The following is a 22379-nucleotide window of genomic DNA, read 5'->3' on the forward strand; positions in this document are numbered from 1 at the left end:
ACTAGTTGAAGGTACACACATTGCTAAAACAACGAATTTTAACCTCGCTCGTGTTGGCACCACTTGCACTTATTTTGGTTTTTTTTACCCCATTAACACTATTTAGTTATATCGCCGCCGGTATTGTTTTACTTGGTGCATGGGAATGGTCTGCGTTTATGGGCCTGTGCGATAAAGTTAAGCGTTTTGGATTTGTTGCAGCAACGGCTGCGTTTTTGGCACTACTCAACTGGCATTGGCCGATTGAATCACTTTGGCAAAATGGCCAATTAGTGGGTGATGCAAACTATTTATTTACGCTGTCATTTGCATGGTGGATTGTGGCGACTTACTTAGTTTGGCGCTACCCAGCAATGGCTAAAGCATGGAATGAAGGCATTGTCATGCGTGCTATTGCAGGCTTTTTAACCTTAGTGCCACTGTGGCTTGCATTAAATACGCTACGCAGCGCAGGTTATGGCGAATCAACTCACTTTGGCTCAATGCTTATCTTGGTTGTACTTGGTATCGTTTGGAGTGCAGATATTGGTGCATACTTTACCGGTAAAAACCTAGGTAAACACAAGTTAATGCCTAAAGTGAGCCCGAATAAAACCATCGAAGGTTTATTAGGTGGTGTGGTTGCCTCAATTATTTTTGTACTCGTATTTTGTCACTTCACCAATGTTGATATGACTGTGTGGCCAATTTATGCCGTTATGACTGCATTTATCGCGTTATTCTCAGCAGTGGGCGATTTACTAGAAAGTATGTTTAAACGTGAAGTCGGCTTGAAAGACAGCGGTTCATGTTTACCTGGGCACGGCGGTATTTTAGACCGTATTGATAGCTTAACCGCAGCTGCGCCAATCTTTGTACTTTGCTATGCATGGACATTAAGTTTATGAGCAAAGTAGAGCAACTTGTCGTATTAGGCGCAACTGGTTCAATCGGTTTAAGCACCTTAGATGTTGTTTCTAGAAACCCAGAGCGCTTTGCGATTTTTGCATTAGCAGCGGGTAAAAATGCAGAAAAAATGGCTGAACTGTGTATCGCACATCAGCCTAAATTTGCTGTTATGGCTGACCAACACGCTGCCAAAGCCCTTCAACACTTACTCGCGAACAGTGCGTGTAAAACTGAGGTGCTAGCGGGTATTGAAGCGATGAGCGAACTTGCTGCTCACGTTGAAGTTGATGCTGTGATGTCGGCGATAGTGGGTGCTGCGGGTCTACTGCCGACGTTAAGTGCGGTTGAAGCCGGCAAAAAAGTACTGCTTGCAAATAAAGAATCACTCGTTATGTCGGGTCAGTTGTTTATTGATAAAGTTAAACAACATGGCGCCACCTTATTGCCAATTGATAGCGAACATAATGCTATTTTCCAGTGTATGCCTGCATCGCTACAAACTGCATCGGGTTTACTTGCCGATCATGGTGTGAGCAAAATTTTGCTTACTGGTTCTGGTGGTCCTTTCTTAACGCGTGATTTAGCGACATTACCATCCGTGACTGTAGCAGAAGCGGTGGCACACCCTAATTGGTCGATGGGACAAAAAATATCTGTCGACTCAGCCACTATGATGAATAAAGGCCTTGAGTTTATTGAAGCCAAGTGGCTCTTTAACTGTCATGCCAGCGACATTGAAGTAGTGATCCATCCACAAAGTATTATCCATTCAATGGTGCAATATAAAGATGGCTCAGTGCTTGCGCAAATGGGCAACCCTGACATGCGCACACCAATAGCTCACGCATTAGCCTTTCCGGAACGTGTTGATGCCGGTGTCAAACCGCTCGATTTTTCACAAATGGCTGACTTTACCTTCACTAAGCCAGATTACGCTCGTTACCCTAATTTAAAACTTGCCATTGATGCGTGTGAAATGGGGCAAGGTGCAACAACGACGGTCAATGCGGCGAATGAAATAGCCGTTGCCGCCTTTTTAGGTGGGCAAATCGGCTTCACAGATATTTATCGCGTTAACGCTGAAACGCTCAATGCAACACAAAACATTAATGTGCAAACGCTTGATGAGATTTTAGCTTGCGACCAAGCAGCACGTTTAAAAGCAACTGAGTTTGTCAAAAGAGGCATCAACTAGCATGTTTGATTTTTTCTGGAATCTTGGTTCATTCATTCTTGCCCTGGGTATTTTAGTGACTGTGCATGAATATGGTCATTTCTGGGTTGCGCGCAAAGCGGGTGTGAAAGTGCTGCGTTTTTCAATTGGCTTTGGTAAGCCATTAGTCAAATGGTACGACAAACAACAAACCGAATATGTGATTGCAGCTATACCACTTGGTGGTTATGTGAAAATGCTTGATGAGCGTGTAGATGAAGTGCCGCCAGAGCAGCGTCATTTATCATTTAATGCTAAATCAGTAAAAGCACGTATTGCGATTGTGGCTGCAGGCCCGATGGCAAACTTCTTATTTGCTATTTTTGCCCTTGCTGTAATGTATATGGTGGGCGTTCAGTCATTAAAACCTGTGGTGGGTGAAGTGACTCAAGGCAGCCGTGCTGCTGCGGCCAATATTGAGCCAAACCAGCAAATTATTAAAATTGGTGAAGACGACATTAACACTTGGCAAGATGCCACATTCTCGTTAATGAGTCGCTTAGGTGAGCAAAGTGTTGTCATAACGCTTCGTGATCAGAATTATCAAAAGCATGTGCGTACTCTTAATTTAGATGGTTGGAAGTTGGATCAACAAGATGTTCCACCATTAACCTCTATTGGTATTGTGCCATTTCGCCCGAAAGCACTTCTAGAAGTGGCTATGATCAGTAAAGGCTCTGCGGCAGAGGCTGCGGGCTTGCAAGTTACAGATAAAATTATTGCCGTAAATGGCGAAAATATCAGCAGTTGGAGCGAGTTAGTTTCACTAATTCAGCAATCACCTAACAAATCCTTACAATTTAGTGTACAAAGGCAAGATAGTATAAAAGAGCTGTCAGTGACGCCACAAAGCAGAACCAATGATGCGGGCTTTGCTCAGGGCTTTTTAGGTGTGTCTCCGGTGGTTGAGCCATGGCCAGAAAACTATATTGAAACTAGACATTATGGCCCAGTCGATAGTATTGTGCTGGGCATACAAGAAACATGGCGTTTAATTACCCTTAGTTTTGACATGATTGGTAATTTAATTACCGGTCAGGTGTCGGTTAAAAATTTAAGTGGCCCGGTGGGCATTGCAGTTGGCGCGGGAACTAGCGTAAGCTATGGCTTGGTTGCATTTTTAAGCTTTTTAGCATTAATTAGTGTAAACCTTGGCGTATTTAACTTATTACCGCTGCCAGTGCTAGATGGTGGGCACTTAATGTATTACATAATTGAACTTTTTCGCAAAAAGCCGGTCTCTGAAAAGACGCAAGAATTTGGTTTTAAAGTGGGGGCCTTGTTGCTTCTGTTTTTAACATGTTTCGCTTTGTTCAATGATGTATCGCGTTTATAACAAATAAGCGAAAAATTCCAATTTGAACACGATTGTAAAACACCGCAAAAGTTAAATTTATAAGGTGTTGAGCGGTAATACAGTTGTAAAGGATAAAGATAACAAAATGGCTATAAAAAAACATTTGGCAGTTTCAAGTTTATTAGGTGCTAGCTTTGCAGCCCTAGGCCAAAACTCCTTTATTGTGAATGATTTAAAAGTTGAAGGTTTACAGCGAGTTGCACTAGGTGCAGCGTTAACGCATATTCCGATCAACGTGGGCGATAATATTGATGAGTATACAATTTCTAGAACCATAAAGGCTCTCTATCGTTCAGGTCACTTTGACAATATTAAAGCATTACGTGATGGCAACACAGTTATCTTCCGTGTGACTGAGCGCCCAACGATCAGCATGATCGAATTTGATGGCAATAAAGACATCAAAGACGAGCAGCTTAACGAGTCGCTTGACCAGCAAGATATCCGTACTGGTGAGCCGCTTGATAAAACTGTTCTTGATAATATTGAAAAAGGTTTAACAGAGTTTTTCCACAGTATTGGTAAGTACAATGCAAAAGTGGATGTAAGCATTACTAAGTTACCGCGTAACCGTGTAAAATTATTATTTGAATTTGATGAAGGTGACGCAGCGTCGATTCGTCAAATCAACTTGGTTGGTAACGAACTTTTCTCAGATGAAGAGCTACTTAAATTAGCTGAATCACAGCAAGATTTACCGTGGTGGAAATTCATGTCGAGTGACCGCTACCAAAAGCAAACCATCGAAGGCGATTTAGAAAAAATTCGTAGCTACTACTTAGACCGTGGTTACCTACGTTTTAATATCGATTCGACACAAGTATCAGTAAGCCCAGAGCGTGATTCTGTTTATGTAACAGCAAATATCACTGAAGGCGTTAAATACAAAGTGAAAGGCTTTGACTTTATTGGTGACTTGCTAGGACGTGAAGAGTTAATCAGAAGTGTTGTACCGCTAAAAGCTGGTGAACTTTATAATGGCTCAGTGGTGACTTCGTCTGAAGAGTTTATCAAAAGCTACTTAGCACGTTTTGGTTATGCTAATGCTGAAGTGCGTACCATCCCTGATATTAATGACGAAACTAAAGAAGTGCAGTTAACGCTTTCTGTTAATCCAGGAAAACGTGTTTATGTTCGTCGTATAATTGTGGGTGGTAACCAAAATACTTCAGATGAAGTAGTTCGCCGTGAAATGACGCAGCTTGAAGGTGCATGGTTATCAAATCAAAGCCTTGAACGCTCTAAACTACAAATTCAGCGTTTACCTTATATGGAAAGTGTTGACTTTAACGTGGTGCCTGTACCAGGTGTTGATGACCAAGTAGATGTCGATTTTACAGTTAAAGAACAGTCGGCAGGTAGCTTTAACGCAGGTCTTGCCTACGGTCTTACTTAGGTCTGCAATTTAACATCGGTGTCAGTGAATCGAATTTCTTAGGAACGGGTAACCAAATCGGTTTCAACATTAATACCTCGCGTGGTTCAGAGCGTGTTAGCGTATCTTATACAGACCCTTACTTTACGCCAGACGGTGTATCGCAAGGTAGTAGTATTTTCTACAGTAACTATGATGCGAGTAAATTCAGCCTAATCGACTATAAATCGAAGAGTTATGGTATTGGTACAAATCTTGGTTTTCCAATAGATGCTGTGAATCGACTTAATTTTGGAATTCGTTGGGTGCAGGAAGAGTTATCTGATATAGCTGAGTACGAGCAAACACGCGTACTTCGCGAAACTTTCTTAGATCCAGATAATCCAGATGCGGGCTTCGACTTCACTAAATATGAGTTAAGTGCTGGTTGGTCTCGTATCACTGTAAACCGAGGTTTATTCCCAACAGCAGGTTCACGTCAGTCACTTAACTTGACAGCAACAACGCCGAACTCAGATTTACAGTACTTTAAGCTAAATTATGATTCGCGTTTTTACTGGCCAATCAGTAATGACCACCGCTGGGTATTCTCAACGCGTGCCGCACTTGCGTATGGTAATGGCTATGGTACAACCAATGGCTTTGATCAAACACTGCCGTTCCAAGAGTTCTTTAGAATTACTGAGATGGAATTACGTGGCTTCGATCGAAATACGATTCTACCACGAGCTGTTGCTAGAACCCCTCAGACTATTCCTGGTACACCGTCTGATGATGGGAATAGTACAGGGAATATTGGTGGCGCATCAGAGTTTGATCAACTAGAAGCATATGGCCGAATTGGTGGTAACGCCAAAGCGGTAGCAGGGATGGAGCTTATTGTTCCAACACCTTTCTTAGATGAAGAAAACACCAGCTCTGTACGTACTAGCTTCTTCGTAGATGCAGCAAACGTATGGGATACAGAGTTTAATATTGACCGTTATCAAGATCTTCCTGCAGCGCAACGTGATAAGTTAGATGATTATTCAGATCCGATGCGTTTTAGGGTTTCAACCGGTCTTTCTCTACAATGGATCTCTCCGATGGGTCCAATGCTGATCAGTTTTGCTTATCCATTGCAAAAAGAAGAAGATGACGATACGAAGACCATCAGCTTTAACATTAGTAATACATTCTAAAGGAGTTTTTTGTGAATAAATCAATTAAATCAACAGCTTTTGCACTACTTGCTACTTTATCTATGGGTCTATCTACTAACGCATTCGCGCACAAAGTAGGTATCGTTGATATGCAAGAAATCTACAAGCAAATCCCACAAATGGCGAAAGTAGAGCAAACTTTAGAAGCTGAATTCTCAGAGCGTCGTCAAGAGCTAGAAAAACTTCAAGGTGATATTCGTTTTGAAGCTGAAAAGTTCAAGCGTGAAGCGACAACAATGAGCGACAAGCAAAAAGAAGAATTACGTACTAAGATTCAAGGTATGCAGCAGCAACTTGCAGAAAAAGGTCGTCCTTTAGAGCAAGAAATCAAAATGCGTCAAAACCAAGAACTAGCTAAAGTTCAAAAGCTAATCTTAGATGCAATCGAAGAAGTAGCGAAAGCTGGCAAGTTCGATGAAGTTAAAGTTAAAGAAACAACGATTTATGTTAACCCTAAAACTGTCGATGACTTATCAAGCAAAGTTGTTGAAAAAGTAAGTAAGCAATAGAAATCATATATGCAAAACTACACGCTTTCGCAGATAGCGGATCTTCTGGGCGCTGACCTTCAAGGTGACGGCGCCACAGAGATTAAAAAAATATCTACACTTGCAAATGCCCAACATGGGCATATTGCATTTTTGGCGAACAAGAAATATCGCTCGCAATTAGAAGATACTCAAGCAAGTGCGGTGATTTTATCACCGGCAGATGCTGAGTTTTTTTCGGGTAATAAACTCATTGTTGCTAACCCTTATGTTTGTTACGCCAAGCTTGCCCAGCTTATGGATACCACACCGCGTGCAGCTGTGACAGGGATTCACCCAAGTGCAGTCATTCACGATTCAGCCTCTATTGGCGATAATGTCGCGATCGCTGCCAATGTGGTGATTGAAGCAGGCGCTGTTATTGCAAACGATGTGCAGATTGGCCCAGGCTGTTTTATTGGTGAGCACGCAAAAATTGGTCAAGGCACTAAGCTTTGGGCAAATGTAAGCGTTTACCATGAAGTAGAAATTGGTAGCGATTGTTTATTCCAAGCGAACACGGTTGTGGGCAGTGATGGTTTTGGCTATGCCAACGAGCGTGGCGAATGGGTGAAAATACCACAACTTGGCCGAGTAATCATCGGTGATAAGGTTGAGGTAGGGGCGTCTACTACGATTGACCGTGGTGCACTAGACGATACTATCATCCACAGCAATGTAATTATCGATAATCAATGTCAAATAGCGCATAATGTCGAGATCGGTTCGGGTACAGCGGTTGCTGGCTGTTCTGTGTTTGCAGGTAGCACTGTGATCGGTAGGAATTGTCAGATTGGCGGCATGGTAGCAATTAATGGTCACATTAGCGTATGCGATGGTGCTATAATCACCGGCATGAGTATGGTGACTAAGGCAATCACAGAACCTGGAATTTATTCTTCAGGCTTGCCACATCTAACCAACAAAGAATGGCGACGTAGTATTGCCCATATCCGTAACCTTGGCGATATGAAAGACCGCATTAAAGCACTTGAGTCACTGACTAAGTCACTCAATATTGAAGACAAATAAGGATGCTATTTTGGCAAATGAATTAAATAGTCTTGATATCCAGGATATCTTGAGTTTACTTCCGCATCGTTACCCGATGCTACTTGTTGACCGTGTACTTGATTACACGCCAGGCGAGTCGTTACATGCGATTAAAAATGTAACAGTGAACGAACCTATTTTTACGGGTCATTTTCCTAATCAACCTATCTTTCCAGGTGTGTTGATTTTAGAAGCAATGGCTCAAGCAACTGGCTTACTTGGCTTTAAGACAGTTGAAAATCGTAGCGATAACGAACTATATTTATTCGCAGCGATCGACAATGCGCGATTCAAACAGCCGGTATTACCTGGCGATACCATGCATTTGCATGTAGAGTTTGTAAAAGAGCGCCGCAATATATGGAAATTTGCAGCAGAAGCAAAAGTTGACGGCAAAGTAGTGTGTACTGCCGAAATCATGTGTGCGAGAAGAGAGTTTTAATAGTGATCCATCCTACGGCGATAATCGAACCAGGTGCAAAACTTGGAAATAACGTATCAGTTGGCCCTTACAGCTATATCGGTAACGATGTAACTATTGGTGATAACTGTATCATCGAATCTCATGTGGTTGTAAAAGGCCCATCGACGATTGGTTCTGGTAACCATATTTTCCAATTTGCTTCGGTCGGTGAAGCTTGCCAAGACAAAAAGTACGCGAATGAGCCAACGACTCTGATCATTGGTGACAACAACGTGATCCGTGAGTGTGCGACAATTCACCGTGGTACGATTCAAGACCAAGGTGTAACAAAAATTGGTAGCAACAACTTATTTATGGCTTACACACACGTTGCACATGATGCAGTTGTGGGCGATAACGTTATTTTTGCTAACAATGCCTCTGTTGCTGGCCACGTACACGTAGGTGACTGGGTGATCCTTGCAGGTAACTCAGGTGTTCATCAGTTCTGTAAAATTGGTTCACATGCCTTTGTAGGTATGTACTCAGGCGTTAATAAAGATGTACCGCCATTTGTAACTACCATTGGTACGCCGGCTGGCCCTGTAGCAATCAATACTGAAGGCATGAAACGCCGTGGCTTTGAAAGCGATGAAATCATGGCAACACGCCGTGCATATAAAACGCTATACCGTAAGAGCTTAGGTGTTGAAGAAGCAATCGCTGAGCTACGTGAAGATGCTGCGAAGTACCCAGCTGTTCAGATGATGATAGACTTTGTAAAAAGCTCTGAGCGCGGAATTATTCGCTAATCATAAGCGATATACTAAAAGCCACCTTAAGGTGGCTTTTTTGTTGTTATAGTTCAGGTTTTGCTAAGTCAGTGCTTGCTATCTTCATGGCAAAAAGGAACTAGTAATATGAATAAACTCATCGTCTTTGCATTGTTAAGCTTAATTTTAAGTGGTTGTAGTAGTGCGCCTTCGGTATCTAAAAGAGCGATAGAAAAAGGCAAAGCCAGTTATTACGCTGATAAATATCATGGCCGAACGACAGCAAGTGGTGAAGTGTTTAATCAACAGGCATTGAGCGCGGCTCATCAAACGCTTGGCTTTGGTAGCAGAGTAAAAGTTACTAATATTGCTAACAATAAAAGTGTGATTGTGACTATTAATGACCGCGGCCCATTTATCCGCGGTCGAATTATTGATTTATCAAAAAAGGCGTTTTCACAAATTGCCTCAGTAAAGCAAGGTGTGATTGACGTCACCGTTGAGCGGCTCGATTAAAAGCGGGTAATAAGCTCTACGTAGTCGGCTTCATTCGCCACTAATTCAGCATGACTCGCAAAGGCTCTTACTTGTCCTTGCTCTAACCAAATAACCTTATCAACACGACTTAGCATTGCTGGGTCGTGGGTAATGGTCAGCATGGTTTTATCTGCCCATATTCTCTCAACTGTAGTCAGCAAGTTTTGCTTAGTGTGATTATCTAAGCTCTCTGTTGGTTCATCCAGAATGATTAAATTACCTTGCCTTAATAGAGCTTGGGCAATGGCAATACGGCGTGACTGACCATGAGAAAGCTTTCTGCCTGCGGTGCCTAAACGAGTGTTTAGCCCATCTTTTAAGTTACTAAGCCAAGAGCCAAGTTCAGCGTGTTCACAGGCTTCAATAAGCATCTCATCTGTCGCATCAAAAGCTGCATAGCGAAGATTTTCACGTAGCGTGCCATCAAAAATATGATGCTGCTGGGCAACTATCGTTAGCTGCTTAAAGCGTGTTGCAGTGCTTAAGCTTTCAAGTTCAAAGGTGCCTTCTTGCTTGGTGGCGAGCTTTAATGAGCCTGATTGCAGCGGCCAAAGGCCTGTGAGTAAATTCACAAGGGTGGTTTTGCCACTACCACTGGCACCGACTAGAGCAACTTTACTGCCGGGCGCAATAGCAAAATTGATATTGCTAAGGGCTTTGCTTTTTGCACCCGCGTATTGGTAATTGACCTCGCTTATCTCAAGGCCAAGTCCAGATTGATCCGCTAATTGGTTTGCTAACTGATTGTCTAAGTTGTTTGGTTTTTCGTCTAAGCTGTTGTGTTTATCTTCAAGATCGAACAGTCGCTTTGCGGCACTTAAAGTAAGCGGCAATTCAATAAATGCAGTAGGCAGGGTAAGCACGGTTTCAAAACTTGCTAGTACAAATAACGCGAGCATCGCCAGTTCAACGTTTTTCATGGTCCCCATTGCAACCAGCGGGATTATCATAAATACACTGACCAGCATGGTGAGTTGGATCACTAAAGTGCTTAAACCATTACTATTTGCCACGGCTTTGTGGCGATTATAGAGCTGGTTGTTGTATTGTTTACTGAGTGAATCACAATGCGCTAATTGCGCCGCGTGTGCTTGATAGACAGCAAGCTCTCTGGCACCTGATAGTGTATCAGCTAGTTCAGCTCTTAGCTCTGCGGAGAGCTGGGTTTCGGTATCCGCTTGTTGGTGAAGCTTATGGCTTAACAATGCGGGAAGCAGCACGCCAATAATCATCAGCGAAGTAAAGCACACTAATGCAACCTCAGCATTATACATAGCCATGAAGGCCATCACGATAGGAATGCTGATCAGAGCGACAATAATCGGCAGCAGTACATTGAGGTAAAATTTATCCAGCGCATCGACATCGTTCTGTAGGCGGTTAAATAAATCGCTACTACGCGTCATTGCTAAGTCAACGTTGTTTAGCTGGCTTAGAGTCCTGAACATGTTTACGCGAATTTCGCTTAGTAATAAGAAGGTGGCGTTATGAGTTATCATCCGCTCACCGTAACGAGATGCTGTGCGCACGATAGCTAAAAAGCGGATCACCCCAGCAGGGGTAAAGTAATTCATTTGCACACTAGCGATTCCCGCCGCTGCCATGGCTGCTAGAAACCAGCCCGAAATTGCAAGCAATCCGACATTAGCAAGTACCGTTAAGCTTGCTAAAAAAGCCCCTAAAAGCAGCATGCCAGTATGAGGTTTGCACAGTTTTAATAGACGTATAAAGTTATTCATTGGCGTCACCTTGGCTCACCAGTTTAGCAAATAGGCCAGCTTGCTTAGTGAGTTGCTGGTACTGACCAGCTTCAACAATGTGACCTTGTTGCATAACGTAAATATTGTCGGCGTGTTTAACCGTATTCAGTCGGTGAGCAATAACCAGCACTAAATGGTCTTTTGCATAATCGCGGATCGCTTGGTTGATTAAATGCTCGGTTTGGCTGTCTAAGTGAGCGGTAGGCTCATCTAGCATTAGCACAGGGGCATTCTTCAAAAATGCACGGGCAAGGGCTATGCGCTGCTTTTGCCCACCAGAGAGGCCTTCTCCTTGTTCACCGAGCAAGGTATCAAAGCCATCAGGTAAGGCTGTAATAAATTCAAGTGCACCTGCTTTACTCGCTGCTTCATCGAGTTCAGCTTGGCTTGCATCAGGTTTAGCTAAACGCAGGTTCTCTGCAACGGTCCGATAAAATAACGTGGCGTGTTGTGGGATCCACGCCAGCTTTGCTTGCCAATCAGCTAATGCAGTATCACTCAGTGGTTGCCCGTTAATGCTAATGGCATTGTTGGCTTGATGATGAAAGCCCAATAGGCAATCAAACAAGGTACTTTTACCCGAGCCACTTTCACCCACAAAGGCAATTAAGCCTGTGCTTGGCAGGCTTAAGTTGATATCAGTTACCCCCTCGTTTGTTTCTGGGTAGTGAAAGGTAAGTGCATTCAGCTGTATGTCTTTTAGCGGTAACTTAAGTTTAGATGACCCGACATGTTCATCAACATCGCTTTGATTGATTATGTCGACCATATCAGCTGCGGCGCTGATCCCTTCGAGTTTTGCATGATAATGAGTGCCCATTTGTCGAAGTGGTAAGTAAAACTCAGGGGCCAGTAGTAACACCACAAATCCAGTGGCAAAATCGAGCGTACCAAAAAATAATCTAAAGCCAATGATAACGGCAACAAGTGCCACACTAATGGTGGCTAAAAACTCAAGGGCGAAAGACGATAAAAAGGCGACTTTCAATACTCCCATAGTTGCACCACGGTAATCATCAGAAATCTGACTGATGCTATTTAGCTCACGCTTGGTTGCATTAAAGAGCTTGAGTTGAGTCAGTCCTTGTAATCGGTCAAAAAAGTAATTGCCAAGTACCGCTAGCTGTTGCCAGCGGTCTTGGTTTAACTGCTCCGCTTTATGGCCCACTAAAATCATAAAAAAGGGGATCAGTGGGGCAGTTAAAAGGAATATGAGGCCTGCTTTGTAATCGGTTGGAAAAATCACCACTAATATCGCTAATGGAATGAGCGCACTGTAAGCCACACTTGGAATGTAGTTGGCGTAATATTGATGCAGTGCTTCAACCCCATTATGTAAGGTGTTAAGTGTTGCGCCATGACCTTTTTGTTCACTGTAGGCTGGCCCAAGTTTGCTGAGCTTTTCTAGCAGTGTATTACGCATCACGTTCTTTATTTTTAACGCGGCGAGGTTACTCACCCGTTCACTTAGCGCAACCAACAACGCGCGAACTATAATTAGCCCTGCCAACGGCCATAATAATGGGCTTACGGCTTGCAAGTTTGCTTGTTCAAACATGACTTGATGAGCCGCGTTTGCAAGAAGGTAACAAGAGGCAATCATTAAAAGGGCGTTGAGTGTGCCCAGACTAATGCTTAATTTAAGAAGTCCTGAAGCGGACTGGCTATACTGCTTTAAAAAAGCGCGCAGCGTTTGCTGCTGCGCGCGATTTGGTCGGGGTTTAGTTGTCATCAGTGTTTTTGAGTCTCGCGTACAGCTCTAGCTCATCATCAGCAATCGAATCTTTATGTTGGTGAAATTCGTACCACATTACGTTGATCACCCCAAGTGTACAGGCTAATAGAACACCTAAAATCCAGGCAAAATACCACATATTTAAATCTCCTTAATAGCTACCGTGCGTGTTGTTTTCAATTTCACTGATGGTTACTTTGCGCCACATCTTCACATAACACCATGTTGTGTAGATAAGAATAAGTGGTACAAAAATAACCGCAGCGATAAACATCACGTTAAGTGTCATATGGCTCGAAACTGCATCCCACATAGTTAAACTAATATTAGGGTTGTTGCTCGAAGGCATTACAAACGGGAACATTGACATACCAGCAGTTAAAATTACGCCTGCAAGCATTAAGCTTGATGCGATCAGGGCCATTGCTGGTTTTTGTAATTTAGATAACACAATTGCCAGTGCCGCCATCACGAATGCTAGGGCAGGAAACAGTATGGTTAATGGCATTTTTGTATAGTTATCAAGCCATGCGCCTGGTGCCTGCGTGACTGTTTTACCAAGCGGGTTTGCAAAGCCTTGAGTATCACCCATGCTAACGATTTTATAACCGTCAATTTGCGATACCCACACACCGGCTAAGGCAAACAACACAATAAACGCCATCAGTGCATATTGACCATATTGTGCTGAGCGTTTAGCGACTTCTGCATCAGTACGAAGTTGTAACCACATACCTGCGTGACCAACCAGCATCAGTACGCTTACTAGGCCAACAACAATGGCAAACGGGTTTAATAACGCAAAGAATGAACCTTGATAACTAACACGCAATAGGTCGTCGATATGATAAGGCACACCTAATAATAGGTTACCGAATGCCACGCCAAATACCAGAGCCGGAATAAAGCTGCCTGCAAATAGGCCCCAATCCCAGTTATTACGCCAGCGTGGTGATTCTATTTTTGAGCGATAATCAAAACCTAGCGGTCTGAAAAATAACGCAAATAACACCAGCATCATAGCAAAGTAGAAGCCAGAGAAGGCAGCTGCGTATACCATAGGCCAAGCTGCAAACAGTGCGCCCCCAGCGGTAATGAACCAAACTTGGTTACCATCCCAGTGAGCGCCAATGGTGTTAATAACTGTACGGCGTTCAACATCGGTTTTACCAACTAGGCGAAGCAAAATTGCCACACCCATGTCCATACCATCGGTCACTGCAAAGCCAATCAGTAAGACACCAATTAACAGCCACCAAATTAGTTTGAGTGTTTCGTAATCAAAAATCATGACTGAGCTCCTTGGCTTGCAAGTGAATCCGCTTTAGCAAGTTCATGGTGATATTTACCGGTATGAAGTGAGCTTGGGCCTTGTTTAATAAAGCGCAGCATCAGCCAGCCTTCTACAGCAGCAAGACCTGTATAGAAAACTAAGAAACCAGTAATACTAATCAATAAGTCATTCACCGTGAGTGACGAGGTTGCCAAGAAGGTCGGTAGAATTTCCGAAATTGCCCACGGTTGGCGGCCGTACTCCGCAACAATCCAACCAAATTCAATGGCAATCCAAGGCAGAGGAATACTCCATACCGCAGCCCATAATAACCAGCGCTTTTGCTCAATAATGCGGTGTGCGTTGTAATAAAACGCGAGAACAAATACGCCAAGCATAATCACACCACAGCCAACCATGATTCTAAATGACCAGAACATAGGGCCGACTTGAGGAAATGAGTCTTTCACTGCTTTTTGAATGTCTTCTTCTGTTGCATCTACCACGTTAGGGGTATAGCGCTTAAGCAGCAAACCGTAGCCAAGGTCTGCTTTTAAAGTATCAAATTTTGCAATGTTTTCTGGGGTGTCTTCACCACCACGAAGTTTTTCTAAATATTCGTATGCAATTATGCCATTACGAATACGCACTTCGTGTTGTTCTTCAAGATCTTTAATGCCCGTTACTTGCTCGTCAATAGAGCGAGTCGCAATGATACCCAGTGCATAGGGGATTTTTACAGCGGCGTGAGTAACTTGCTCTTCAGAGTCAGGAATACCGACTAGCGTAAATGCAGCTGGGGCCTCTTCGGTGTGCCACTCAGCTTCAATGGTTGCGAGTTTTACTTTTTGTACCTCGCCAACTTCGTAGCCAGATTCATCACCAAGTAAAATCACACACAGAATAGACGCTAAACCAAAGCCTGAAGCGACCGAGAATGAGCGCTTAGCAAAAGCAAGGTCGCGGCCTTTTAAGATGTACCAGCTACTAATACCAAGTACAAACATAGATGCTGCAACATAACCTGCTGATACGGTGTGAATAAACTTAACTTGTGCAACCGGGTTAAATACCAGTTCAGCAAAGCTAGTCATTTCCATACGCATGGTTTGGTAATTAAATTCAGCACCTACCGGATTTTGCATCCAACCATTGGCAACTAAAATCCATAACGCAGATAAGTTAGTACCTAATGCCATTAAGAAGGTTGCAGCTAGGTGTTGGCGTCGTGTCAGTCGTTCCCAGCCTAAAAAGAACATACCCACAAAAGTTGATTCTAAGAAGAAAGCCATTAAGCCTTCAATCGCCAGTGGTGCGCCAAAAATATCGCCCACATAGTGAGAGTAATAAGACCAGTTGGTACCAAACTCAAACTCCATGGTTAGACCCGTGGCCACACCAATCGCAAAGTTAATACCAAACAACTTACCCCAGAACTTAGTCATATCACGATAAATTTCGCGACCTGTCATCACGTAAACGGATTCCATGATCACCAAAATCCACGTCATACCTAAGGTAAGGGGAACAAATAGGAAGTGAAATAGGGCAGTGATTGCAAATTGCAATCGCGATAGATCCACAAATGTTTCATCTATCATCGTTTAGCTCCTTGTTAGCGGGTGCGGTAGACACGACAAATTATTGGTTATGAAGTTTCAGTAATTATTGAAACTTTGTGAATATTAAACTTGTATTCATTTTAGTCAATAGGAAAATACGAAATAAAGATGAATTAATCCTGTTCATCTTTTCTACAGATTAGAGATAAAGCTCTAAAGTTTCAAATATTTAATCGTTATAAAAAGTCCTGTTGCTATGGCCTATTTAATTCTTTTATAAAATCTTTTTATAAAGTGGCCAACAAACCCGCAGCCTGCAGATGCAAAAAAAGTGCTTAACCATTGAGCAAGTCGCCATGCTAATTTCGATTTCTAGTATTTATTAACTCTGTGACATTTATCCGACTGCTAAAACACGGTAAACTAATTTTTATTAGTGCCAAAAGTTGCGAATTATCAACGAATGAAAGAACAAACAAAGCCGTTACGTATTGCCTTGGTGGCAGGTGAGTTATCAGGTGATATTTTAGGTGAAGGGCTAATAAAAGCACTTAAACGCCGTTTTCCAGATGCCATTTTTGAGGGCATTGCTGGCCCGCGTATGCAAGCGGCTGGTTGCAATACATTATTCGATATGGACGAATTATCAGTAATGGGCTTGGTTGAAGTACTTGGTCGATTACCGCGCCTACTTAAAATACGCAAACAACTGGTGCAGCATTTTATCGACAACCCACCAGATGTATTTATTGGCATTGATGCGCCTGACTTTAACTTACGTGTTGAAAAACCGTTAAAAGACGCAGGAATCAAAACGATTCAATATGTTAGCCCGTCAGTGTGGGCGTGGCGCGAAAAACGTATACATAAAATCAGTGCTGCCACTAATTTAGTGCTGGCACTTTTGCCGTTCGAGAAAGCCTTTTACGATAAGCACGATGTACCTTGTACGTTTGTTGGCCACACACTGGCAGATGATATTGCCCTTGAGCACGACCAAACTGAGGCTCGTAATCAGCTTGGTTTGGCACAAACTGACAAAGTGCTTGCATTATTACCAGGTAGCCGAGGTTCTGAAGTAGGGCTTTTAAGCGAAACCTACATTCAAACGGCGGCGAAATTACAAGCGCAAAATCCTGACCTTAAAATTGTGGTGCCGTTAGTTAATGAAAAACGAAAAGCACAATTTTGTGAGATTTTAGAAAAAACAGCCCCAGCTCTAAAACTGCAATTATTGGATGGCCAGTCAAATCTTGCAATGCAAGCCGCTGATGCCATTTTACTTGCCTCAGGTACCGCAACACTTGAAGGTATGTTGTATAAAAAACCGATGGTAGTAGGCTACAAAATTAAGCCACTCAGTTACTGGATATTCAAAACGTTATTCACTTTTAATATTAAGTATTTCTCGTTGCCTAATTTATTAGCCGACGAAGAGCTCGTTCCAGAATACTTACAAACTGAGTGTAGTGTTGAAAACTTATCTGCAGCGCTAACACCTATGCTTAATAGCGATAATAGCGAACTAAAAGCGCGCTTTTTAGCCATACATAAAAACATTAGATTAAATGCCAATGAACAAGCTGCAGCAGCAGTCGCGGAGTTACTAAATGCAAATTGAACGACCGAATGTTAATTATATTGCTGGTGTAGATGAAGTTGGCCGTGGCCCATTAGTGGGTGATGTTGTTACCGCTGCGGTAATACTTGACCCGAATAAACCCATTGCCGGGTTAGCTGATTCTAAAAAGTTATCAGATAAAAAGCGCCAATTATTAGCCGCAGAAATAAAAGAAAAAGCCCTGTGCTATGCCATTGGTCGCTGTAGCCCAACTGAGATTGACGAGTTAAACATTTTACACGCCACGATGCTCGCGATGAGCCGCGCAGTTGAAGGTTTAAGTGTAAAACCAGAGTTTGTTTTTATTGATGGGAATAGAGTGCCTAGCCAGTTAACTGTGCCAGCACAGGCGGTTGTAAAAGGCGATAGCCTTGTCGAAGAGATTTCGGCGGCATCTATTTTAGCGAAAGTTGCTCGTGATGATGAAATGATTGAGCTTGATAAGCGTTATCCTGACTATGGCTTTGCAGGCCATAAAGGCTATCCAACTAAAGCACATTTTGCAGCACTTGAACAATACGGGGCAATTGCAGAGCATCGTAAAAGCTTCAAACCTGTTCAGCGCATTTTGGCGTTAAAAGGAGATCAACTGTAATGCCTGCGCCGCAATTTGTTCACTTACGTGTTCACTCAGATTTCTCTATGGTGGACGGCTTAGCTAAAACTAAGCCAATTGTCGCTAAAGCAGAAGAGCTGCAAATGCCAGCGCTGGCCATCACCGATCAGATGAACTTGTGTGGTTTAGTACGTTTTTATGGTGCTGCCCATGGCGCGGGGATTAAGCCTATTGTTGGCGCAGACTTTTGGCTCAGAAGCCCTGAATTTGAAGATGAACCTAGCCGAATTACCATCTTAGCGAAAGATAACGAAGGCTATAAAAACCTCACTTTATTGATCTCTAAAGCATACCAACGAGGGCATTTATTTCATCGCCCAGTGGTTGACCGCGAATGGCTGGTGGAGCACAAAAGCGGGTTGATTTTATTATCAGGCGCAAAAGATGGCGATTTAGGTAAAGCATTATTAAAAGGCAACCCAGCTCTTATCGAGTCTGTGGTTAGCTTTTATAAACAACATTTTAGCGATCATTACTACATTGAGCTTATTCGTACCGAACGTGCTTTAGAAGAAGACTATTTGCACTTAGCTGTTGAGCTTGCTGCAAAAGAGCAGTTGCCTGTGGTGGCAACGAATGAAGTGGTGTTTTTAAAACCAGAGAACTTTGAAGCTCATGAAATCCGCGTGGCAATCCATGATGGTTACACCTTGGATGACAAACGTAGACCAAAACGGTTTTCTGAGCAGCAATACCTTAAAACAGCTGATCAAATGGCTGAGCTATTCAGCGATATTCCCGAAGCGTTAGAAAACACCGTTGAAATTGCTAAGCGCTGTAATGTGACCGTGCAGCTCGGAACTTACTTCTTACCAGATTACCCAACCGGTTCGCTGAAAATTGAAGACTTCTTGGTGAAGGTCTCTGAAGATGGTCTTGAAGAGCGTTTACAGTTTTTATTCCCCGATGAGCAAGAGCGTAAAGAAAAACGTGGTGAGTATGATGAGCGTCTGAAAATAGAGCTCGACGTAATCAACCAAATGGGTTTCCCGGGTTACTTCTTGATCGTAATGGAGTTCATTCAGTGGAGTAAGGATAACAATATTCCGGTAGGTCCAGGGCGTGGTTCGGGTGCGGGTTCATTGGTTGCTTACGCACTAAAAATTACCGACCTCGATCCACTCGAATTTGACTTACTATTCGAACGTTTCTTGAACCCTGAACGTATTTCAATGCCCGATTTCGACGTCGATTTCTGTATGGATAGGCGTGATGAGGTAATTGATCACGTAGCAGCGCTTTATGGCCGTGACGCGGTATCTCAGATCATTACTTTTGGTACCATGGCTGCAAAAGCGGTTATCCGTGACGTAGGCCGTGTACTTGGTCATCCTTACGGCTTTGTTGACCGTATTTCAAAACTAGTACCGGGCGATCCGGGCATGACCTTGGCTAAAGCGTTTGATGTTGAGCCGCGTTTACAAGAAGCCTACGACGGTGATGAAGAGGTTAAAGAGCTGATTGATATGTGTCGCATCCTTGAAGGCTGTACACGTAACGCCGGTAAGCATGCTGGTGGTGTTGTAATATCACCCACCACAATCACTGACTTTGCCGCTCTTTATTGTGATGATGAAGGTAAATTCCCGGTTACTCAATTTGATAAAAACGACGTTGAGACGGCAGGCTTAGTTAAGTTCGACTTCTTAGGTCTAAGAACACTCACCATCTTACAGTGGGCGCTTGATATGACCAATGAGCGCTTAGCCCGAGAGGGTAAAGAGCCCGTTGATATCAACGCTATCCCACTTGATGATAAGCCGAGTATTGAGTTACTACTACGCGCCGAAACCACCGCGGTATTCCAGCTCGAATCCCGTGGTATGAAAGATCTTATTCGTCGTCTAAAACCCGACTGCTTCGAAGATATGATCGCACTGGTAGCACTATTCCGCCCTGGTCCATTGCAATCAGGCATGGTAGATAACTTTATCGACCGTAAGCATGGCCGCGAAGAGTTATCTTATCCTGATGTGCAGTGGCAACACGATAGCTTGATACCCATTCTAGAACCGACCTATGGTATCATTCTTTATCAAGAACAGGTAATGCAGATTGCGCAGGTACTGGCTGGTTATACGCTAGGTGGCGCTGACATGCTGCGTCGTGCGATGGGTAAGAAAAAGCCAGAGGAGATGGCAAAGCAACGTTCAACCTTCGAAGAAGGAGCTGTTAATAACGGAGTTGACGGCGAACTTGCAATGAAAATCTTCGACTTGGTAGAGAAATTCGCAGGTTATGGTTTTAATAAATCTCACTCAGCTGCTTATGCTTTAGTGTCGTATCAAACGTTGTGGATGAAAACCCACTACCCAGCAGAATTTATGGCTGCGGTAATGTCGGCGGATATGGATAACACCGATAAAATTGTTACCTTGGTAGATGAATGTGAAAACATGAAACTGATCTTGTTACCGCCGGATGTAAATGCCGGTGAGTACAAGTTTACGGTTAATCTACAAGGTGAGATTGTTTACGGTATCGGTGCGATTAAAGGGGTAGGTGAAGGTCCGGTTGATGCCATTTTAGAAGCCCGAAGCCAAGGTGGTCCGTTCAAAGACTTATTCGATTTTTGTGCCCGTGTTGACTTAAAACGTTTAAACAAACGGGTTGTTGAAAAGCTGATATACGCCGGCGCCTTAGATCAGTTAGGCCCTGAAAAAACACAGCCTGCACGTGCTACTTTATTAGCAAGTTTGCCAGATGCAATGAAATCAGCTGAGCAACATCATAAGGCTGAAGCAATTGGTCAAAGTGACTTATTTGGCTTACTGGCTGTTGAACCTGACGAAGTTGAGCAAGCGTTTAAAAAAGCAACGCCATTAACCGATAATGAGTGGTTAGATGGTGAAAAAGAAACTTTAGGTCTGTATTTAACGGGTCACCCAATTAATCAGTATCGTAAAGAGTTAAAGTATTATACGTCAGGAAAACTCGTCGATTTACAGCCAACTAATCGCGATGTGCAGTCAACGGCTGCGGGCTTAGTGATTGCAGCGCGTACACTGATTAACAAAAAGGGAAATCGTTGGGGTCTTATAACTTTAGATGACAAGAGTGCCCGTATTGATGTACGCTTATTCCCAGAACAGTTTGAAATGTACCAAGATTTGCTGCAAGTAAACAATATCTTGGTAATATCTGGACAGGTCAGCTTTGATAACTTCTCCGGTGGCATTACAATGACCGCTAGAGACATATGCACCATCGCTGAGGCACGTGAAAAACGTATAAAAGCGATTAAAATGACCTTGAACATGGTGCAAATCGAGGCGAACTTCTTCGATAATTTACAAAAAGTACTGGAACCTTATAAGTTTGGTACTTGTCCTATTAAAGTATTCTATCAACGTCCGGATGCGTTGGCTGAGATTACCTTAGGAACCGAATGGTGTGTTACGCCGAGTGATGACTTAATTCATAAGTTATCGCTGATGGCGGCGCAAGATGTAGAACTAGAATTTAATTAATTAGGTAGTTTAGAGCATGAGCCTCAATTATCTTGATTTTGAGCTTCCAATCGCAGAATTAGAAGCAAAAATTGAAGAATTACAAAATGTAAGCCGCGCTGGCGAATTAGACCTTGGATTAGAAGAGGAAGTCAGTCGATTAAAAGAAAAAAGTGCTGAAATGAAAGAGAAAATTTTCTCTGAATTAGGTGCTTGGCAGGTTTCTCAGTTAGCCCGTCATCCGTTGCGTCCTTATACTCGTGATTACATCGAGCGCATTTTCACGGAATTTGATGAGCTAGCAGGCGACCGTACTTTTGCTAACGACCCAGCTATTTTAGGTGGTGTTGCACGTTTTGAAGGTCAACCAGTGATGGTTATTGGCCAGCAAAAAGGGCGTGACACGGCTGAAAAAATTAAACGCAACTTTGGTATGCCAAAGCCAGAAGGTTATCGTAAAGCATTACGCCTAATGGAAATGGCTGAGCGTTTCAAAATGCCTATCATGACATTTATCGACACCCCAGGTGCATACCCAGGTGTTGGCGCTGAAGAGCGTGGTCAAAGTGAAGCAATTGCACGTAACCTTAAAGTGATGGCAGCGTTAAAAGTACCAACTATCTGTACTGTTATTGGTGAAGGTGGTTCAGGTGGTGCATTAGCAATTGGTGTGGGCGATCGCGTTAACATGTTGCAATACAGCACTTACTCTGTAATTTCGCCAGAAGGTTGTGCATCAATCTTATGGAAAAGTGCAGATAAAGCACCATTAGCTGCAGAAGCAATGGGGGTAACAGCTGCACGTGTTAAAGAGCTTGATTTAATCAACAACGTCATTGATGAGCCGCTAGGTGGCGCACATCGTAATTACGATGCGATGGCGCGTAACCTTAAAAACCAACTTAAGCGTGACCTTGCTGACTTACAAAGCCTTTCAACTGATGAAATGCTTGATCAGCGTTACAAGCGTTTAATGTCGTTTGGTTATTGCTAAACATAGCTTATAAATGAAAAAAGCCGCTTTTGCGGCTTTTT

The 22379-nt window shown here is 43.1% G+C and carries 17 protein-coding genes and 1 pseudogene; 13 read left to right on the forward strand and 5 right to left on the reverse strand.

Annotation, left to right across the window (positions count from 1 at the left end; translation table 11 throughout):
- Positions 1 to 20 precede the first annotated feature (20 nt).
- The 9 genes and pseudogenes from C2M25_RS15760 to C2M25_RS15800 all read left to right on the forward strand — a co-directional run bounded on the left by C2M25_RS15760 (position 21) and on the right by C2M25_RS15800 (position 9307).
- Positions 21 to 887: a phosphatidate cytidylyltransferase gene (locus tag C2M25_RS15760; protein WP_105181522.1), complete on the forward strand. Its 867-nt coding sequence runs from the start codon at positions 21 to 23 to the stop codon at positions 885 to 887.
- Complete coding sequence (gene ispC / locus C2M25_RS15765; RefSeq protein WP_105181523.1) at positions 884 to 2083, forward strand: 1-deoxy-D-xylulose-5-phosphate reductoisomerase; 1200 nt, start codon at positions 884 to 886, stop codon at positions 2081 to 2083. The genes C2M25_RS15760 and ispC overlap by 4 nt, the downstream gene beginning before the upstream one ends.
- A gap of 1 nt (position 2084) precedes the next feature.
- Positions 2085 to 3437, forward strand: a complete 1353-nt coding sequence (gene rseP / locus C2M25_RS15770) for a sigma E protease regulator RseP (protein WP_105181524.1) — start codon at positions 2085 to 2087, stop codon at positions 3435 to 3437.
- A 106-nt stretch (positions 3438 to 3543) separates the two neighbouring features.
- Positions 3544 to 6014, forward strand: a pseudogene (gene bamA, locus C2M25_RS15775) (outer membrane protein assembly factor BamA).
- Positions 6015 to 6025: 11 nt separating this feature from the next.
- Positions 6026 to 6544, forward strand: a complete 519-nt coding sequence (locus tag C2M25_RS15780; protein WP_054553115.1) for an OmpH family outer membrane protein — start codon at positions 6026 to 6028, stop codon at positions 6542 to 6544.
- 9 nt (positions 6545 to 6553) lie between these two features.
- A complete protein-coding gene (gene lpxD, locus C2M25_RS15785; protein ID WP_063706857.1) occupies positions 6554 to 7594 on the forward strand; it encodes a UDP-3-O-(3-hydroxymyristoyl)glucosamine N-acyltransferase in 1041 nt (346 codons plus the stop codon).
- A 10-nt stretch (positions 7595 to 7604) separates the two neighbouring features.
- A complete protein-coding gene (gene fabZ / locus C2M25_RS15790) occupies positions 7605 to 8057 on the forward strand; it encodes a 3-hydroxyacyl-ACP dehydratase FabZ (RefSeq protein WP_054562040.1) in 453 nt (150 codons plus the stop codon).
- A 2-nt stretch (positions 8058 to 8059) separates the two neighbouring features.
- Positions 8060 to 8830 carry an acyl-ACP--UDP-N-acetylglucosamine O-acyltransferase gene (gene lpxA / locus C2M25_RS15795; RefSeq protein WP_105181525.1) on the forward strand — a complete coding sequence of 257 codons (771 nt, stop codon included), beginning with the start codon at positions 8060 to 8062 and terminating at the stop codon, positions 8828 to 8830.
- A 108-nt stretch (positions 8831 to 8938) separates the two neighbouring features.
- Complete coding sequence (locus C2M25_RS15800) at positions 8939 to 9307, forward strand: septal ring lytic transglycosylase RlpA family protein (RefSeq protein WP_105181526.1); 369 nt, start codon at positions 8939 to 8941, stop codon at positions 9305 to 9307.
- Here C2M25_RS15800 and cydC read toward each other — a convergent pair.
- From cydC to C2M25_RS15825, 5 genes are read right to left on the reverse strand one after another with little or no spacing between them, the layout of a single operon-like run.
- Complete coding sequence (cydC, locus tag C2M25_RS15805) at positions 9304 to 11067, reverse strand: thiol reductant ABC exporter subunit CydC (protein WP_105181527.1); 1764 nt, start codon at positions 11065 to 11067, stop codon at positions 9304 to 9306. The two genes, C2M25_RS15800 and cydC, sit on opposite strands and share 4 nt — an antisense overlap.
- Complete coding sequence (gene cydD, locus C2M25_RS15810; RefSeq protein WP_105181528.1) at positions 11060 to 12820, reverse strand: thiol reductant ABC exporter subunit CydD; 1761 nt, start codon at positions 12818 to 12820, stop codon at positions 11060 to 11062. The genes cydC and cydD overlap by 8 nt, the downstream gene beginning before the upstream one ends.
- Positions 12810 to 12962: a cytochrome bd-I oxidase subunit CydX gene (gene cydX, locus C2M25_RS15815; protein ID WP_054553108.1), complete on the reverse strand. Its 153-nt coding sequence runs from the start codon at positions 12960 to 12962 to the stop codon at positions 12810 to 12812. Before cydX ends, cydD begins: the two co-directional genes overlap by 11 nt.
- A gap of 12 nt (positions 12963 to 12974) precedes the next feature.
- Positions 12975 to 14114 (reverse strand): cytochrome d ubiquinol oxidase subunit II, encoded by a 1140-nt coding sequence (cydB, locus tag C2M25_RS15820; protein ID WP_105181529.1) that lies wholly within the window; start codon positions 14112 to 14114, stop codon positions 12975 to 12977.
- On the reverse strand, positions 14111 to 15697 hold the full coding sequence (locus C2M25_RS15825; RefSeq protein WP_063706869.1) for a cytochrome ubiquinol oxidase subunit I: 1587 nt from the start codon (positions 15695 to 15697) through the stop codon (positions 14111 to 14113). The genes cydB and C2M25_RS15825 overlap by 4 nt, the downstream gene beginning before the upstream one ends.
- Before the next feature lie 424 nt (positions 15698 to 16121).
- Here C2M25_RS15825 and lpxB point away from each other — a divergent pair, with 424 nt between their 5' ends.
- The 4 genes from lpxB to accA are packed head-to-tail and all read left to right on the forward strand — an operon-like array spanning position 16122 to position 22338.
- Complete coding sequence (lpxB, locus tag C2M25_RS15830) at positions 16122 to 17279, forward strand: lipid-A-disaccharide synthase (RefSeq protein WP_105181530.1); 1158 nt, start codon at positions 16122 to 16124, stop codon at positions 17277 to 17279.
- Positions 17269 to 17874, forward strand: a complete 606-nt coding sequence (gene rnhB, locus C2M25_RS15835) for a ribonuclease HII (RefSeq protein WP_105181531.1) — start codon at positions 17269 to 17271, stop codon at positions 17872 to 17874. Before lpxB ends, rnhB begins: the two co-directional genes overlap by 11 nt.
- Complete coding sequence (gene dnaE, locus C2M25_RS15840) at positions 17874 to 21365, forward strand: DNA polymerase III subunit alpha (RefSeq protein WP_063706875.1); 3492 nt, start codon at positions 17874 to 17876, stop codon at positions 21363 to 21365. Before rnhB ends, dnaE begins: the two co-directional genes overlap by 1 nt.
- 16 nt (positions 21366 to 21381) lie before the next feature.
- Entirely contained in the window at positions 21382 to 22338 is a 957-nt protein-coding gene (gene accA, locus C2M25_RS15845) for an acetyl-CoA carboxylase carboxyl transferase subunit alpha (protein WP_063706877.1), read from the forward strand.
- Positions 22339 to 22379 lie beyond the last annotated feature (41 nt).

It is taken from the genome of Pseudoalteromonas sp. T1lg21, from assembly GCF_002964625.1.
Classification (GTDB): Bacteria; Pseudomonadota; Gammaproteobacteria; order Enterobacterales; family Alteromonadaceae; genus Pseudoalteromonas; species Pseudoalteromonas gelatinilytica.

Excerpts from the sequence above, each read along its gene's own strand:
- ispC (WP_105181523.1), top strand. The coding sequence starts at position 884 with ATGAGCAAAGTAGAGCAACTTGTCGTATTAGGCGCAACTGGTTCAATC.
- rseP (WP_105181524.1), top strand. The coding sequence starts at position 2,085 with ATGTTTGATTTTTTCTGGAATCTTGGTTCATTCATTCTTGCCCTGGGT.
- lpxD (WP_063706857.1), top strand. The coding sequence starts at position 6,554 with ATGCAAAACTACACGCTTTCGCAGATAGCGGATCTTCTGGGCGCTGAC.
- C2M25_RS15800 (WP_105181526.1), top strand. The coding sequence starts at position 8,939 with ATGAATAAACTCATCGTCTTTGCATTGTTAAGCTTAATTTTAAGTGGT.
- cydC (WP_105181527.1), bottom strand. The coding sequence starts at position 11,067 with ATGAATAACTTTATACGTCTATTAAAACTGTGCAAACCTCATACTGGC.
- cydD (WP_105181528.1), bottom strand. The coding sequence starts at position 12,820 with ATGACAACTAAACCCCGACCAAATCGCGCGCAGCAGCAAACGCTGCGC.
- cydX (WP_054553108.1), bottom strand. The coding sequence starts at position 12,962 with ATGTGGTATTTTGCCTGGATTTTAGGTGTTCTATTAGCCTGTACACTT.
- cydB (WP_105181529.1), bottom strand. The coding sequence starts at position 14,114 with ATGATTTTTGATTACGAAACACTCAAACTAATTTGGTGGCTGTTAATT.
- C2M25_RS15825 (WP_063706869.1), bottom strand. The coding sequence starts at position 15,697 with ATGATAGATGAAACATTTGTGGATCTATCGCGATTGCAATTTGCAATC.
- lpxB (WP_105181530.1), top strand. The coding sequence starts at position 16,122 with ATGAAAGAACAAACAAAGCCGTTACGTATTGCCTTGGTGGCAGGTGAG.
- rnhB (WP_105181531.1), top strand. The coding sequence starts at position 17,269 with ATGCAAATTGAACGACCGAATGTTAATTATATTGCTGGTGTAGATGAA.
- dnaE (WP_063706875.1), top strand. The coding sequence starts at position 17,874 with ATGCCTGCGCCGCAATTTGTTCACTTACGTGTTCACTCAGATTTCTCT.
- accA (WP_063706877.1), top strand. The coding sequence starts at position 21,382 with ATGAGCCTCAATTATCTTGATTTTGAGCTTCCAATCGCAGAATTAGAA.